Annotated in this window: 10 protein-coding genes and 1 tRNA gene; 9 read left to right on the top strand and 2 right to left on the bottom strand. The window is 57.3% G+C overall.

Annotated elements, in window-relative coordinates; genetic code table 11:
* Positions 1 to 147: 147 nt before the first annotated feature.
* The gene (locus tag V7660_RS06525; RefSeq protein WP_442910033.1) at positions 148 to 1,089 is read right to left on the bottom strand and encodes an isopenicillin N synthase family dioxygenase; all 942 of its coding nucleotides are present in this window, start codon (positions 1,087 to 1,089) and stop codon (positions 148 to 150) included.
* 196 nt (positions 1,090 to 1,285) lie between these two features.
* On the opposite strand from V7660_RS06525, the gene V7660_RS06520 reads away from it, so the two are divergent.
* Positions 1,286 to 1,375 (top strand) — tRNA-Ser (locus V7660_RS06520).
* 375 nt (positions 1,376 to 1,750) lie between these two features.
* Entirely contained in the window at positions 1,751 to 2,479 is a 729-nt protein-coding gene (locus tag V7660_RS06515) for a hypothetical protein (protein ID WP_335602315.1), read from the top strand.
* 635 nt (positions 2,480 to 3,114) lie between these two features.
* On the opposite strand, the gene V7660_RS06510 is transcribed toward V7660_RS06515, so the two are convergent.
* Positions 3,115 to 3,768: an SOS response-associated peptidase gene (locus tag V7660_RS06510; RefSeq protein ID WP_335602886.1), complete on the bottom strand. Its 654-nt coding sequence runs from the start codon at positions 3,766 to 3,768 to the stop codon at positions 3,115 to 3,117.
* Between the two features lie 97 nt (positions 3,769 to 3,865).
* On the opposite strand from V7660_RS06510, the gene V7660_RS06505 reads away from it, so the two are divergent.
* The 7 genes from V7660_RS06505 to V7660_RS06475 all read left to right on the top strand — a co-directional run bounded on the left by V7660_RS06505 (position 3,866) and on the right by V7660_RS06475 (position 15,145).
* A complete protein-coding gene (locus V7660_RS06505) occupies positions 3,866 to 5,119 on the top strand; it encodes a Y-family DNA polymerase (RefSeq protein WP_335602314.1) in 1,254 nt (417 codons plus the stop codon).
* A 986-nt stretch (positions 5,120 to 6,105) separates the two neighbouring features.
* Positions 6,106 to 6,534: a hypothetical protein gene (locus V7660_RS06500; RefSeq protein WP_335602313.1), complete on the top strand. Its 429-nt coding sequence runs from the start codon at positions 6,106 to 6,108 to the stop codon at positions 6,532 to 6,534.
* A gap of 91 nt (positions 6,535 to 6,625) precedes the next feature.
* Positions 6,626 to 7,408 carry a hypothetical protein gene (locus V7660_RS06495; RefSeq protein WP_335602312.1) on the top strand — a complete coding sequence of 261 codons (783 nt, stop codon included), beginning with the start codon at positions 6,626 to 6,628 and terminating at the stop codon, positions 7,406 to 7,408.
* Between the two features lie 203 nt (positions 7,409 to 7,611).
* Positions 7,612 to 8,184, top strand: a complete 573-nt coding sequence (locus V7660_RS06490; RefSeq protein WP_335602311.1) for a hypothetical protein — start codon at positions 7,612 to 7,614, stop codon at positions 8,182 to 8,184.
* A 62-nt stretch (positions 8,185 to 8,246) separates the two neighbouring features.
* Positions 8,247 to 8,723 carry a hypothetical protein gene (locus V7660_RS06485; protein ID WP_335602310.1) on the top strand — a complete coding sequence of 159 codons (477 nt, stop codon included), beginning with the start codon at positions 8,247 to 8,249 and terminating at the stop codon, positions 8,721 to 8,723.
* Positions 8,724 to 9,098: 375 nt separating this feature from the next.
* Positions 9,099 to 12,146, top strand: coding sequence for a TcfC E-set like domain-containing protein (locus tag V7660_RS06480; protein WP_335602885.1), 3,048 nt, complete (start codon positions 9,099 to 9,101; stop codon positions 12,144 to 12,146).
* A 230-nt stretch (positions 12,147 to 12,376) separates the two neighbouring features.
* Positions 12,377 to 15,145, top strand: coding sequence for a TonB-dependent receptor (locus V7660_RS06475; RefSeq protein WP_335602309.1), 2,769 nt, complete (start codon positions 12,377 to 12,379; stop codon positions 15,143 to 15,145).
* Positions 15,146 to 15,169 lie beyond the last annotated feature (24 nt).

Here is a 15,169-nt window from a genome sequence, read left to right as displayed (position 1 = left end):
TTTCCTCCCCATGAATGCCGCGTCAGACGCGTTTTCCTTAGGGCAATCATTGGGGGAGTGGCGATTTATGTCAACGCTAACATTTTGGTGTCTACAAACCGTCGTGCCGGTCTGAGGCTGACACAATTGCGTGGGTCAGCGTAAAGGCTAAGCCTTGACGAGGCCAATCTCGCGCAGGCGCTCCATCAGGTAATCTTGAGCGGTTATGGGCGCTTCAGCCTTGCCCCCTTCGGCCACGCAGCCGGGCAGGGCTTCGATCAGGTAATCCTGATTGAAATGCAGGAAGAAGGGGGTGGAATAGCGGGGGAATTTTGCGCGTTCTGGCGATGGGTTCAGCACGCGGTGCGTGGTCGATGGCAAGACCCCGCCTGTCAGGCGCTGCAGCATATCCCCGCAATTGATCACCAGCGCGCCGGCCGGCGGATTGACGTCCAGCCATTCGCCAGACTTGTGGAGGACCTGAAGTCCGGCTTCTTCGGCGCCAAGCAGCAGTGTGATCACATTAATGTCTTCATGCGCCCCCGCACGGACCGTGCCTTGGGGTGGCGGGGTCTGCTGCGGCGGATAGTGAAGCAGGCGCAGGATGGAATTGCCGAAATTGACCTTGTCGTCGAACCAGCTCTCGGAGAGACCGAGATGGAGCGCGACGCCCTCCAGGATTTCCCGGCCCATCTCGTCCAGTGCATCAAACAATGCCCGCGTTGCTGCGTCAAAGGTCGCGACTTCCGAAACGCTCGGCGTATCCGCCATGGTGTCGCGATAGGGGCTGTCCTCCGGCAGGGCGCGGCCGGTGTGCCAGAATTCTTTCAGATCGGCATGGGCATTGCCCTTGGCGTTCTCTGTGCCAAAGGCGGTGTATCCGCGCTGGCCGCCGCCTTCGCGTCCGTCATATTTCAGCTTTGTTGCGTCCGGCAGGGCAAAAAAGCCTTTGGTCGCCTTGAGATTGCGATCAATGACGCCCTGATCGACCGTATGTCCCGACACCACTGCAAAGCCGGTCTCCCGGAAGGATTGACACAACGCATCGCCGAATGCCTTCTTGTCGGACTTGAAGAGATCAAATGGAACAGGTTTGAAATAATCGGTCATCATGGTGGGGGTCTCTGGCAGGATACAATCCCTAGATTAGCACAGAGCGCGGCTCGGGCCATACGTAACCCCACATAGGACGCAGTGCGGTGCGGGGCGTGCCCAGCGGGGGCCAGGACAAGAGATTTTGACCGCTCCACCGAACTCAGGGGCTTGCGATCAGGATTGGGTTTCTCTAGACCCCATATTCCGCGCTGGAGAGGTGGCCGAGTGGCTGAAGGCGCGCCCCTGCTAAGGGCGTATACGTTAACGCGTATCGAGGGTTCGAATCCCTTCCTCTCCGCCAGCTTACTGAGTTATCTGTTAAGCCCCTGATGTCACAAGAAAAAACATAAGTTCCCGTCAATACTACATTCTGTTTGTGTGACAAGTTGTGTGACGTGTGTGTGACTGACTTCAGCACCAAAGTTTATGCGACGGGGCCGTGATTGCTGGTTCATCGTGTTGTCAGTCGGAAATAGTCAACGACCACTTCATCCCGAAACCAGACATTAGCGTTTCGGCGGCTTCTTTCTTGCGAGTTAAACCGGACAAACGAGATTGCTGATTCTTGAAAAAGGCGCGCATCTAAGAACTGCCTGAGTTCATGGGGCCACGTCGCCAATCGAAATACTCTTCTGGATCTAGGAAGTTGTGCCGATAGGCATTACCTAATGGTCTGATGTCTATGTATTACTCTCGCATTTCCGACCGGAGTAAAATCTCCACAAGATCCGGCACCAATGTTGTTTTGCCGACGGACTTTAGTCACCTCACATCTCTTGTAATTGGTCGGTGTTCTTATCTGCAGAGCTTGATACAGGAAGTGATATATGCGTCGCACGGTCCAGAAATTCGATCCAGCAAAACCGCGTTAGCTGAGAATCCAAACCCTAAAGCCAGAATGGAGTTTCTGTGTTCTTTCGAGTACAAAACGCCTGATCCAGTCATCGCAACAGTTTTTGAGTACGCACAAAAACTGTTCCGTGATATCTACGAGCTGCGATGCGTGCTGGCCCATGAAAATTGGATGTCGAGTGACGACTTTGAAGGTGTCGTTCTTTTTTCTGAGCTGGGAGAAGAAGCAAGACGTCTAATGATCTCTGCCAAGGTTGAGTATAACAACGATACAACGCCCAAGGCGACTTTCGATGGCATCATGCGCTATATACAGAAGATCAAAGTTGTTTCACCGGTGAACCTTCGCAAAGCCCTTCAGGATACGGATTTGTGCTCGTGGATCTTGATGACAATTTCTCACCTGCTGAAAGAAGCAGATGAAAACAAAAAAATCGCCCTGCGCGAGACGTTTTCCGTTTTCGGCGGCACTGCGCATTTGTTTGAACAAGAGAATTCTAAAAATAAAACGGTTTCGGTTCGGTCACTTCGGACAAACTCGATCAAACAGTGAGTTATCAGTCCGGATCAACAGACAATAAAGATGTTTGGGACGGCAAACCTCCACGACCTTAACGACCGCTTTTGCGCCCCTCTCAGACATAAGAAGTACCCGCACCTAAGGCCGGCTTTTAATTTCACGATCTTTGGCTCAAATGCGACCACCCCTCCAATAGGGAAGTTGGGTAAACGAAATTTTCCCTGCCGACTGAGACCCAACTATCTCCAAGTCGGTCGAGGAATAATCAGAACCGACGAAAACGCTGTAAACATTGGTGGTCTGGACAATTTGCTACGCGTTAATCCCTCATTCCACGGGTATTTGCAAAAAGTTCTGAGCCAAAGTATTGGAGCTCACTCATGCACAAATGTGGAATAGTCTATAGATCGAAAAATACTGTACTAGGAATTTCACCTGTCGGCTGGCGCATGCAGGTACTCCGAGCAGAACCAATTCTGACAGCGTCCGGCCCTAGGGTGAGATTGTTCAGTTAGATCAATCGGATCTCACTAAGCTTGCTACATCGTGCTGTACGGAGTCCGTAGAGCGCGTTCGACTACCTTCTGTTGAGAGAGATCCACCCAAATCTCGAAACCACGCTGTACGAGTCTCTCAGAGCGCTGTAGCTGATGCTACGCGCACCATCCTTAGTCGTCATCCAAGACTTGAAGTGCATCGTTTGGGAGCGGGCGCTGAAGGTGCAAACTGTCTTCGCCCCCACCCAGCCATTCGAGGCATTCGTCTGGATCATGCAATATGACAGGCATGGCTTTTTCATGCACGGGGCGCACCACGTCATTCGCCTCGGTCGTGAGGAAGGCGTAAAGCTCCCAGTCCCGCTCTTCCCTTGAGCGTCGGGATTTCCCAGGTTGCTCAGCGAGGCGTTCCCCAGACCAGGGGCGCCAGATCCCAGCAAAGAACGCGATCGGGGTGTCTGGCACTGCGAACCATGTCGAGTCCCTGACTGGTTCTGCGAACGCTGTGAAGGGGACAAGGCAACGATACTCCGGTGACATCAGCCATTCTCGGTTCACGTCTCGCCACCAGCGACTTTCCAGATTGCGGATATTGGTGATGGGCTGGCGCTGGTTGGGGATCGGCGGAAAGCCCCACCGCAGCATCGCCAGTTCACAACTCCCGCTCTCATGGTTGCGTATGATTGGCGCATCCTGATCAGGATAGATGTTTTCCTGGGGAATGAGGTTGTCTGTCGCTGGGGTGGTCACCAGCTCGCGTTCCAGCAACCGCATGAAAGCGCGCATCTCCGAGACGGAGCCCCACTGGGCATATCTGTTACACATGAAAGCAGTGAAATTCGTCTTGAAACTATTAGCAAGCGCTTGACGCATGTTCCTGTTTCGTTCTCTTTGTCGTGTTTTCCAGAAGGGAGACACGAAGATGCGAAAACCCGAGACGATCGAGAGCCTGTACTTAGACTTTGACGGCTTCTTTGCCTCGGTCATGCAGCAGGCCATGCCCGCCCTGCGAGGCCGACCGGTCGGGGTGATCCCGTTCGAGAGCGATGCGGCCGACAGCACCGTCGTCATCGCCTGTTCCAAGGAAGCCAAGGCTATGGGATGCCAGAATGTCATGCCTGTGCCGGAGGCGCGCCGGATCTGTCCCGATATCGTGCTGGTGATGCAACGACCGGATCTGTTTCGCCGGGCGCACAACACGTTGCTGAACGAGATCGCCTGCGAGATACCGATAGAGACCGTCAAATCCATTGATGAACTTTGTTGTCGTCTGGATCCTGGGGACATGCGGGCACCGGGAGACCTGGCGGATCGATTGAAGCAACGCATTTCTGAGAATGTCGGTCCGTATATCACTTGCTCGATCGGGTTTGCGGCGAACCGGCTCCTGGCAAAGACCGCCTGCAAGATGGATAAGCCGAATGGCACGACGATCTGGCATCCAGACGAGATGCCCGCGCCCTTGCTCAAGGTGCCACTAGAAGACATCTCCGGGATTGGCGCTCGCTTGCAGGTGCGATTGGAGCGAGCCGGTATCACCACAATGCAGGGATTGTTGGCAACGCAGCCCAAGCAACTCCGCAGTCTCTGGGGGAACGTCAATGGCGAGCGCATGTGGTACGCGCTTCACGGCTATGATGTGAAATCTGTGCCAACGTCTCGCGGCATGTACGGGCATGGGCGCGTGCTGCCACCGGGTTGGCGGACGCCGGACAAGGCGGAGGGGTGCTCACGTCTCTTGTTGATGAAGGCTGCACGCCGGATGCGTAGGGAAGGGTATTATGCCCGCCGCTTATACCTGTGGCTCGATATTCGCGGAGGAGGCTGGTTTGGAGAACATACGCTTCCGAGTGTTCATGACGATCACGCTTGTCTGGCCGCGCTGAAGAAGATCTGGGAGCGCGCCCGGAGACAGATTGGACGCAGGCCGAATATCATCCGTGTAGGGGTGACACTGCTTGATCTGGTCCCTGCCAAAAATCGCCAACTCGACCTGCTCACAGACGATGATCAAGAATGCCAGCGTTGGGAGACGCTTACCCAAACAATAGACCGGCTGAACACTCAGTTTGGAAAACGTGTGGTCACTTTGGGGGAATGGACGCCGCCTCCGGGCGGGTTCACTGGAGGCAAGATTGCGTTCACACGCATCCCTAGTGCGGAGGATTTCTGGTGAGCTGGCTGACGGACATGCGCTTGAAGGATCTGGACGAAAGCCAGTTCCTGGAGGCAACGTGTATCAGGTGCTTGCACACTTGGCTGCAAAGCCCAACGCACCTCCTTATCAAGGTGGACCACCGGGATGTGTATCTGGATGAAGTTGCCAGGCATCTTGCATGTCCACGCTCTGGATGCCGACATGTAGGTGTCCGGTTGGCGCTTGTTCGAAACGATGACACGAGCGGCTTTGTCGGCGGAATGCCGTGATCTATTCGCAGTCATTCAGAGAAGCGCTATGAAGTTCCAAGTACGGGTATTTCTCGACGGTTTGAGCCGACGATATTGAATGCACCCGGGTGGAGGAGGGCGGCGATCCCTAAGACTTCTCTACTTAGCTTCGACTGCGCTCTCAGGAGTCCGTGGAGTGCGTTTCACCTTTCAGTGCTGGATTGCGTCCTGAAGTAGTCAAACGCGCTCTGGTGACTCTCTCTGAGCTTCTACTCCAAGCTTCGTAACGAACTCCCCGCCCGTGAAATCATCGATGGCTTGCGCGGCTGATCGAGAACTGGAGACTGTTCTGTAATCTCGCCAGACCGCACTAACCCTTAAGCCGCAAACCGCGCGCGCCCAGAACCATCTTGCCTGCGACCGTCATGCCGCCTCATAGGTGCGAGGCGGCATGACGTGGTCACTGGAGTTCATAGAAGCTGGCAGACGGCGCCTGTCCGGCGGCATGGAGCGCCAAGCGACGTGCAGTTAAGGAAGCGGCCGAAAGCGCGAGATGGGCATCGGAAGGGATTTGTTCCCGCCCCAACCCTGGAACACCGCATTTTCAAAAAATGCGTGGCCTGGGATGGGGAGTTCGGCGGTGGAATGAGTGACACTCCGCAACAGAGGAAGGAGCGAAATGACATATGTGACCGCCGCTACGAATATGTCCATGTATCTTCATTTTACTTTAGCATTCTACGCCTATCGTGCGGAGGGTTCAGGGAGAGTCCTTTGCGCGCATCAATTTTCTATTTTGTCGCCTGCGCAGCTGCGCTTGCGGTTCCCGAGACCGCACGGGCGGAAACGGAGTCGACGGCGACTTCGACCATTACTATCACTATTCCTCCCCTTGCTGAGGCAATGGAGGCCGAAGCATCCGGAGCGACTGGTGCCTGGACGGTGTCTTCACAAGGCCAGGGATTTATGGTGGGCGTGATTTCAACAAGGAATGCTGGCGGCGATGAAACCAAGCAGCTTTCTGTTCTGAGTGGAGAGCTCAGTCGGGTGGATGTGCACCTGACTTCCGATGGTGTGGCTACAGGTTTGGAAGGCCGCATTGACGAAGCGGACGGCGCGTTGACAACATACGTCTATCCCTTGCCAGCCAGCGTCCTGCGGGGTGCAAAAGCGGACACACAAATACTATTCTCGGCGATCTAGATCACGCTCGTAGTTCGCGTTGAGAGACCGCTTGTGAGACCCTGATTGTTTTGATACCAAATCGCTTCTGACAGATCGGGTAGTGGTAATCATGATCAAGATTCATGGGCGTTGGTTGGCAGCCCGCCAGGCTGGCCTCCTGAGATGGTTTTCCAGTATATATTTCAAGAGGGCGCTGGCAGGTCTGGCATTGGCCGCAGCGCCATTGACAGCGCATGCTCAATTGACCGTCGACAAACTCTGGATGGATTTCGAGAACAATTCAGCGGGGCGTGAAGATGTTCTGCTGCGAAACGATAGTGACCGTCGATATTACATCTCGGTCGAGCCCGCCGAAATCGTGAATGCCGGGCGCGATGATGAAATGCGTAAAGAGTATCAGAATCCGCAGGATCTTGGTCTTCTGATTTCTCCAAACAGGTTGGTTCTGGAACCAGGACAGTTCAGAGCGCTCAGAATAGTGTCCATCAATGATCAACTATCGGTCGATCGCGTTTACCGGATTCGTGTTACCCCCAAGATTGGTGCAATTGAAGTGGACAATGCCGAGGGCGACGACCGAGACGCCAATCTGGTTGTTCTCATGGCCTATGATCTGCTTGTCATAGTCAGGCCGGATGGGGCGACCACACAAATCGTCCCGGAGCGGACCCAAGAGCAGATTACGCTGCGCAATATCGGGAATACGAATATTTTGCTGATTGACGGCGAGGCCTGTCCGGAAGGAGAGCTGCCGCGTGATTGTGTAACGTTGCCTGACACGCGACTGTATGCCGGTGCGGCGATCACGTTCGACCTTCCGGAGCCAGGGGCTCGGGTTCGATTCGTATCTCGCGAGCGGACACATACGCCTCCGAAGCAAATAAGCTTCTAGCGGAGCCTCGCCTGCCTCTCGTCCCTTCGCCTCTGAAGCGAATACAACAGGCGCCGCGCCTAACGCCGATCATCGTCCGGAAAAAAATCAACCAAAAGTAACGAAATCTCCAAAACCGCCCTTGCGATTAACATGTCGTTAATGATTATGTCGCGTGGGGGCGAAGAATTGTTCCTCCCAGCTCAACACATGGAGAGACATAAATGATCAAGAAGATTATGATCGGCTTTGGGGCGGCTGCGATGCTTGCTTCTGCTGCTCAAGCGCAAGACAGCACGTTCGGTGCAACCTCGACTGATACGGTCAACATAACAGCCGATGTAGCACCTGTTGTTCGCGTTTCCGGATTGGATGACGTCAATTTCGATCTGAATGAAGCCTTCTTCAACCAGTCGGGGCCGAACACGTATCAGAACCAGATGTTCTGTGTTTACTCCAACGTATCGAACGCTGGCAGCTTTTCGATCTCCGCCACTGGCACTCCAGCTCCTGCATACGGTTCGAATGCCTGGGCTGTGACCAATGCGGGTGACGGTTCCGAACTCGCTTTCACGATGAAAGTAACGGATAGCAACCTTGATCGCGTTGTCGGCCCTGGCGACAACTGGTCCGGCTTCTCATCCGCCGAATGGAATGCGGCCCGCCCTGATACAGGCGATTGTTCCGATACGGGTGACAATACCCGTCTGCAGATCACATTCAGCAAAGACAATGTTCTCGGCGCCAATGCCGGCACATATGCTGGTTCGATCACTCTGGTCGCAAGCGCGACATAATCTCTTCGAGACAGGGGCGTCCGGATTTGCGGCGCCCCTGGCTCATATCGGGTGGTAGGCGCATGTCGCTTCTGGGTTTCAGGTCTTTGGTACTGGTGGGACTCTGCGTGCTGGCAGAGGGCCGGATTGCTCGGGCCGATATTGACTCCCATTCTGTGCCCACCGTGCGTTTTCTGTCCAGTATGCCGGGACATCTTGACTGGAGGGGGCGCGGCGATGTCAGCCTGCAGCACACTTTCTGCGTTGAAAGTGCCACAGGCCATTTTGTGCTGGACGTTGCCTCCATGACCGGCGGTCTCAATGGCCAGACAATTATTCCCTATGAGGTGACCATAGAGATCAATGGCCGAGTACAAACGGGTGTGATCTCTCGGAATTCGCCGATATTCTCGTTTCGGGGAGAAACGTCGCGCAGCAGTAATTGCCTGGTACCGTCCAATGTCGGCGTGCTGACGGTACGGTTATTGCAAAAGGATGCGATGGGCGCCGTTTCTGGAAGCTATGCAGACCAATTGAGTGTTTCAGTCGCTTCCAACTGATCCGGCTTTTATTCACACCAGGGCTTTGCGCGGGGGCAGACCATTCAGACAGTTGAGGGTAAGCTTCGCACCCAATCCTGGTTGAGATGCATTCGGTGGACCACGTTTCTGACGGGGGTCCCCTTGCTATTGGTCCGGACCCCTCTGGCGCATGCTTCCACACTTGATGTTCAGGCGCCGATCCTGATTTCGGAAAGTACGCGCCGTGAAGGCCAGAATGGACGGACCGAGCTCCAGGACGGTATATCCGTGCCGCCTCCCGCCAGCGCTTCGGCACCCAAGCCAACCCGTGTGCAATATGCGCCACCTGAGGGGTTCGAGGATCTGGATGGCCCGGTCCAAACTTTCTTCGATATATATTATCTCGACAAACGAATGGGCCTGTATGAGGGCACACTGGATGGCGGGAAATTTGTGTTCAGCAACCCGGCTGAAATTGCATTGCGATTGCCGGACGTATTGCCAGCCAAAGTCGAGGCGCTCCTCTCCCAGCCCCTGGATTCGCACGAAGCCCTCAGATGTCTTCCCGGTGATCAGACGGGGTGTGGCACACTCGTGGCGGGCGAGAGCGGTATTGTGGTTGACCCTGAGCGATTCCGCATAAACCTGTTTCTGGGACGGGATTTCCTGTCCAGCGCACCCCAGCGTGAAATCCTGTTGGGAAATCCTGTTTCCGGACCTTCACTTATCCAGAATATCGCCGGAAGTATTTCGTCTTCCTCACAAGCCAGTGACAGCACGCGATTCGGGCTTGTTCTAGACACATATGCCAGCCTTGAGAAAACGTCGGTGGTTTCCAGAATAAATGCTGACGATTCCCGGGGATTCCGGTGGCAGGAAGCCTATGCTCAACACTATTTTTCGAAAGTTCGGGTAGCCGGGGGTCTCATTCAGGAGGAGGGATCGGCAAATCTGGATTCCTCCATGTTCTATGGCGCGGAAGTGTCCTCCTTCGATCGACGTGACAGGTCACGCGACCAGAGCAGTGGTACGCCGGTAGATGTGGTTTTGCCGACGGCGAGCCGGGTTGAAATATACAGGAACGGAACTCTGATTTCCGCCAGACAGTATCCAGCCGGTCTTCAGATCCTCGATACGAACAATTTGCCGATCGGCAGCTATCCGATCCGAATTGTCGCGCGTGATGCTTCGGGGATTATTCTTGACGAGACACGAACCTTCTCCAAGACGCCAGACCTGCCCCCACCGGGTGAAACCAATTACACGTTTCGGGCAGGTGTGAGGGCCACAGAAGGTGGGCTGTATTCGGCAGATGAGACCGGGCAGGCCGACTTTCTGCCAGAGAGCACGGGAGAATCGATCATCTCGGCTTCAGCCACGAGACGATTGTCGCAGTCGACAGCGGCAACTATCGGGGTCACGGCCGTAGATGGCGAGATTTATCCGGAAGCGGAGTTCCAGATCTATCGGGGAGACCTGCGCGCCGTGGCGGCTCTTGCGCTCGGACCTGACAATCAGTACAGCGCCGTCGCGAACGTGAATTTCCGTGTAGGTGATGTAATAAGTTCGATCAGTGCCCGACAGACAGAAGCACATCCACTTGTCGACACCGATCGGTATGACCCCGATATCTACAGACCTTTCTTTCAGTCTGAGCGGTCTGTCTTCGGAAGCTTGTCGATGCCGGTCTATGGTGGATCCCTAGGCCTCCGCGCCGGGTATTCGGAAAGTGACCTGGCGTCTCAGAGGGAGACTTTTGGGCTGAGCTATACGCGTCCGTTCCGAAACAACCGGTTCGGAAATGGAATTCTTGCGTTCGATGCAGTCTCCTCCAATGAGGAAACACGCATGGGAATACGATTGACGTTTCGTCGATCGGTTGAACGAAACGCCAGTGTGAACGGAAGCGCAGGATTCGATTATTCGAAATTCGACACTGGCCCGGATGCCACGACGAGAACGGATCCACTGGCCATCCTCGGCTATACGCGCTCCGGCCAGTATCTTGGGGCGGCAGTCAGCGGTAATGTCAATGCGGGCACCTCGAATGGGGACACCAGCCTGATCTTTGACGGTGTCGCGGCGTCTCGGCGGGGTGAAGTGGATGTCGCCGCCGGGATCTCCCGGGCCAGAGACGACGATGAAGCAGAAATATTTCTGGCATCCAATATTCAAACGGGCTTCATATACGGGGATTCCAAATTGCATGTTGGAACGCTTGGCTTCGGCAATGCGGCCGTGCTTGTCGACGTTCCGGAGTCAGACGACCTGAATCATCCTCGCGAAGGTCGGTTCAAGGTCATCGTGGGAAGCCAGGAGAGTACCAGCGTGCGGGTGGGGCAAAGTGCCTCCATTCTTGTTCCTTCTCTGACAAATGCCCGCGTGGGCCTCGTGCCCGAGGGGGCGCCACCATTCGACATCGACCTGACTCCGCGCGAAGTGCCGCTGTATCCGGGGAATGTGGTCCGTATGACGTGGAAGGCTTCTTACATTGTTTCTGCGATCGGTCGGATTGTGGATTCAGAGGGGCGTCCACTGGCAAATGCCATCGTCCAGACATCCAGCGATTTGGCGGTCACAAACAGAGAGGGGTATTTTTCGATTTCTGGAAAGGTGGATGACGATGTACGTGTGCGTACCTATGAGGGTATCGAATGTGGCAGCGTTGCTCAGCTGCTGACTCAGACGTCAGAAAGGAAATATTTGCGGTTGGGAGATCTGACCTGCCAGGTCGACCAGAGAACCGTAGAGACCAAACCGGACGAAGCGCGCGAGGCAACGACTGCCGCGATGGTCTCACCTGGCGAACAGTCAGACGTTCATGAGCTGGAGACCTCCATCAAGGTTTCGGCGCTCACCAGGAATGATGTGCCAAGTGATATCGAGACCATACAGGATAGTTCCTCCGTGGTCAGGAACCACGAATCCAACCTGGCGGGGACTTCAGAAGACATGGCGACTCGGCGTCGGAGACTTTTCCGGAAGGCGGCGCTGAAGCAGGATATCCATTTTCTCATGCGGCCCGTTGCTCGCGTCTATCTGACGCCGGTGCCTCGCCCGATCTTTGTGCGTATGGAGAAGGACGCCTTCGCACAGGGCGCGCAGACGCGTCGCCACCCTTCTGGCTGGCGGGGAACAGGGACGTATGACCGCCGGGAATCGGGTCTTTTCGGCAGAGGGCCTGGTTCAGGACGTCACGCTTCGCCTTCGGTTCTGGTCCGAAACCTCCCTGTCACCACACGGCGTCTCGAAGCGGCGCTGGCACGCCTGGAACGTCTCAAATCAGCGTTTGACGCCCGCGATCTGATGGCAGTTCGAAGCGAAGTGCAGCCGAAGCCCGGACGAGATTGGATCGAACAGGAGTTCGCCCACGCGGTATCCCATTGGCTCAAAGCCGGTTTTGTTGCTTCCGGAGGAGACATGCGGGTGTCTATGAAAGAGCCCATTCTACCCGGTATATGAGATGAAGTCGGGTTAAATCTTCAATGCGTTGGGCGCTTGGGCGAAGGGTATCGGCGTAGCCAGACTTGAGGCGGCGCAGGCTCACGGAAGTCGGCGAACAAAGGAGTCTCACCGCAAGCCGCTCCACCGCGCAGGGGCCCTCCCCCTTAATTATACCCTCTCTTCGGTCAGGCTTGTTGTCCCGGGTAGCGGGCTGCATGGGGCAGGCCGGAGACGACCGGAGGGGATCCGTGACATTTACCAGAACATTGGGCCGGGGAGCGGCCATTGGCTTGCTTGCCAGCCTGTTGGCCGGGACGCAGCCTGCCTGCGCACAGGAGACGGATGCGGCCTTGTCCGTGCCCATACAGATCGAGGCCGGCCCGCTGAGCGCCGCTCTGAGGGAGTTTGCCGCGCAGGCGGGCACACCGGTCCTGTTCTCGGAGCAGCTGACCGCGGGATACAGAGCTGACACGCTCACGGGTACGCTCAGACCGGAGGACGCGCTGGCGCAACTCCTGTCGCAGACAGAGCTTGAAGCCATGTCCGGGCCCGGGGGCGTGTTCGTGATCCGCCGGAAGAAGGGGGAGGAAAAGCCCGCCCGGATCCCGGAGGCGGCGCCCGCGCGGGAGCCGTCCAGTCCCGATTCGGAGGCCGGAGCGGCAGCCCGTGAAACCGAAATGGCCGACCGGCTGATCGCAGACACGATCCTTGTCACCGGCACGAGCCTGCGCGGCCTCGCCCCGGAAACCTCGCCCCTGCAGGTCTATGACCATGACGATATCCTGGGGAGCGGGGTCACCACGATCGACCAGTTCATCCGGGCCCTGCCGCAGAATTTCGGGGGCGGCTCCAGTGAGTTCACCTCGGTCGGCCTGCCCAATGATGCCAATTCCCGGGCCAACAACACCTATGGGGCGAGTGCCAATCTGCGCGGGCTCGGATCGCGTGGCACGCTCGTCCTGCTGAATGGCAGCCGGCTTGCGCCGACCTCGGAGATTGGCGATTTCGTCGACCTGTCCCTGATCCCGGTCTCGGCGCTGGACCGGGTGGAAGTCCTGACCGACGGAGCCTCGTCGATCTATGGCGGGGATGCCGTGGCCGGGGTGATCAATTTCATCCTGCGCGATGATTTCGACGGCGCCGAAACCGCGCTGCGCTATGGACAGGTCACGTCCGGCGAGATGCAGGAGATCCGCGCCAGCCAGACGCTGGGGCGGAGCTGGTCGGGGGGCAATCTGCTCGCCACCTATGAATATTTCGATCGCGGCAACCTCACCCTGGCCGACCGGCCGGAGATCGGCCTGTTCGACGGGGCGAGCGACGCGTTTGACCTGCCGGATCCGGCCCTGTTCGATCTCCTGCCGGAGCAGCGCCGGGACAGTCTGGTGCTGGCCGGTCGGCAGGATGTGACCGCGCAGCTCAGCCTGGATGCCACGCTGCTCTATTCCGACCGGTCGACGCATCGCTCGCAATTCGGGCGCAATGGAACGGTGGAACATTCCGGCAGCGGATCGGAGGGCCTGACCCTGGCTCTCGGGGCAGACCAGGACCTGCCGGGCGGCTGGCTGGTCTCGCTGGAGGCGAGCTATAGCCAAGTGCGCAATGAGGAGCGTCGCCGCGAAGTCTACCGCGTGGATGATCTGCCCTTTTCCGACAGCCGGATCGAGACCGATTCCGATGTCTGGGCGGTGGATGCCCGGATCAGCGGCGATCTGATCCAGCTGCCAGCCGGGCCGCTCAAGGCGGCGCTGGGCGCGCAAATCCGGCAGGAATCCTTTGCCAATGAAATCCTCGGGGACCGGATCAGTGCGGAAGGCGAGCGGGACGTGGCGGCCCTGTTCGGCGAAGTCCAGATTCCGCTCGTTGGGGAAGGTACTGCGCGGCCCGGCCTGCAGCGGCTCGAACTCAACCTGTCCGGTCGCCTGGATGAGTATTCCGATTTCGGCAGCAGCGCCAATCCCAAACTCGGCCTGCTCTGGTCGCCGGTCGGCGGGCTCAATCTGCGCGGCTCCTACAGCACCTCCTTTGCGCCGCCCGCACTTGGCCGGGCCTTTTCGGTCAGCCGGACGGGCCAGATCCTGCCCTATCAATTCATTCTCGACCTGTTCGGACTCGAGGCGCCCGATCCGGGCCTGGCCGACATGGATTACATGCAGATACTCGGCACGCAGGCGGACCTGGACCCGGAGACCTCCCGGACGTTCACCCTGGGCTTTGATGCCGCCCTCCGGCGCGGCCCTCATGCCTGGCGGGCCAGTGGGTCCTGGTATGATATCGAATTCGAGGACCGGCTGGGCACGACGCCGGTCCCGAATGGATTGCTGGATTTTCATGCGCCGAATATCGCCTGGGAAGACCCGTCTGCCTTCCCGGAGGGCAGCGTGATCTTCTATCCGACCGCGCAGGAGATCGAGGCTCTGGTCGCGACCTTTCAGCGCCCGATCGGCGTGCTGATGGATGCGAGCCTGGATCGGGTGGGCATCATCAACAATGTCAATGTCGTGCGCAATCTCGCCCGGACCGAGACGCGCGGAATTGATCTCCAGCTGGACTATGAGACGAAGACAGAGTGGGGTGAGTTCTCCGCCAGCCTCAATCTCAACCATATTCTGGACTTCACCCAGCAGGCGGCCGCTTCCACACCGGCGGTTCCGGCGATCGACACCTATCTCAATCCGGTCGACCTCAAAGTGCGTGGGCAGTTCGGCTGGTCGCGGGACGGGCTCAGCGCCAATCTCTTCCTCAATCATAGTGATGCCTATCAGACCGACGGGACCGAGGCAGCGGTGCCCATAGAAGCCTGGACCACGGCCGATCTCAGCCTGACCCAGGAGGTCCGCTTCGGGGAGGCGGCCTGGCTTCGCGCCGCCCGGCTCAGCCTGTCGGTCATCAATCTGTTCGACGAAGCGCCCCCGCAAACCCCGTCTGACGGGGTCTATGGCCTGGCGGGATACGATCCGACAAATGCGTCCCCCCTGAACCGGTTTGTCGCGATCGAGATTCGCTCATCCTTCTAGCCAGGCCGGGGGCCGGGCCCGGAC

Origin of the sequence: Hyphomonas sp. (assembly GCF_036964145.1) — a bacterium.
Taxonomy (GTDB): Bacteria; Pseudomonadota; Alphaproteobacteria; order Caulobacterales; family Hyphomonadaceae; genus Hyphomonas.
The sequence above is the reverse complement of the archived record's forward strand: the minus strand, read 5'-3'. Positions and strand labels throughout refer to the sequence as shown.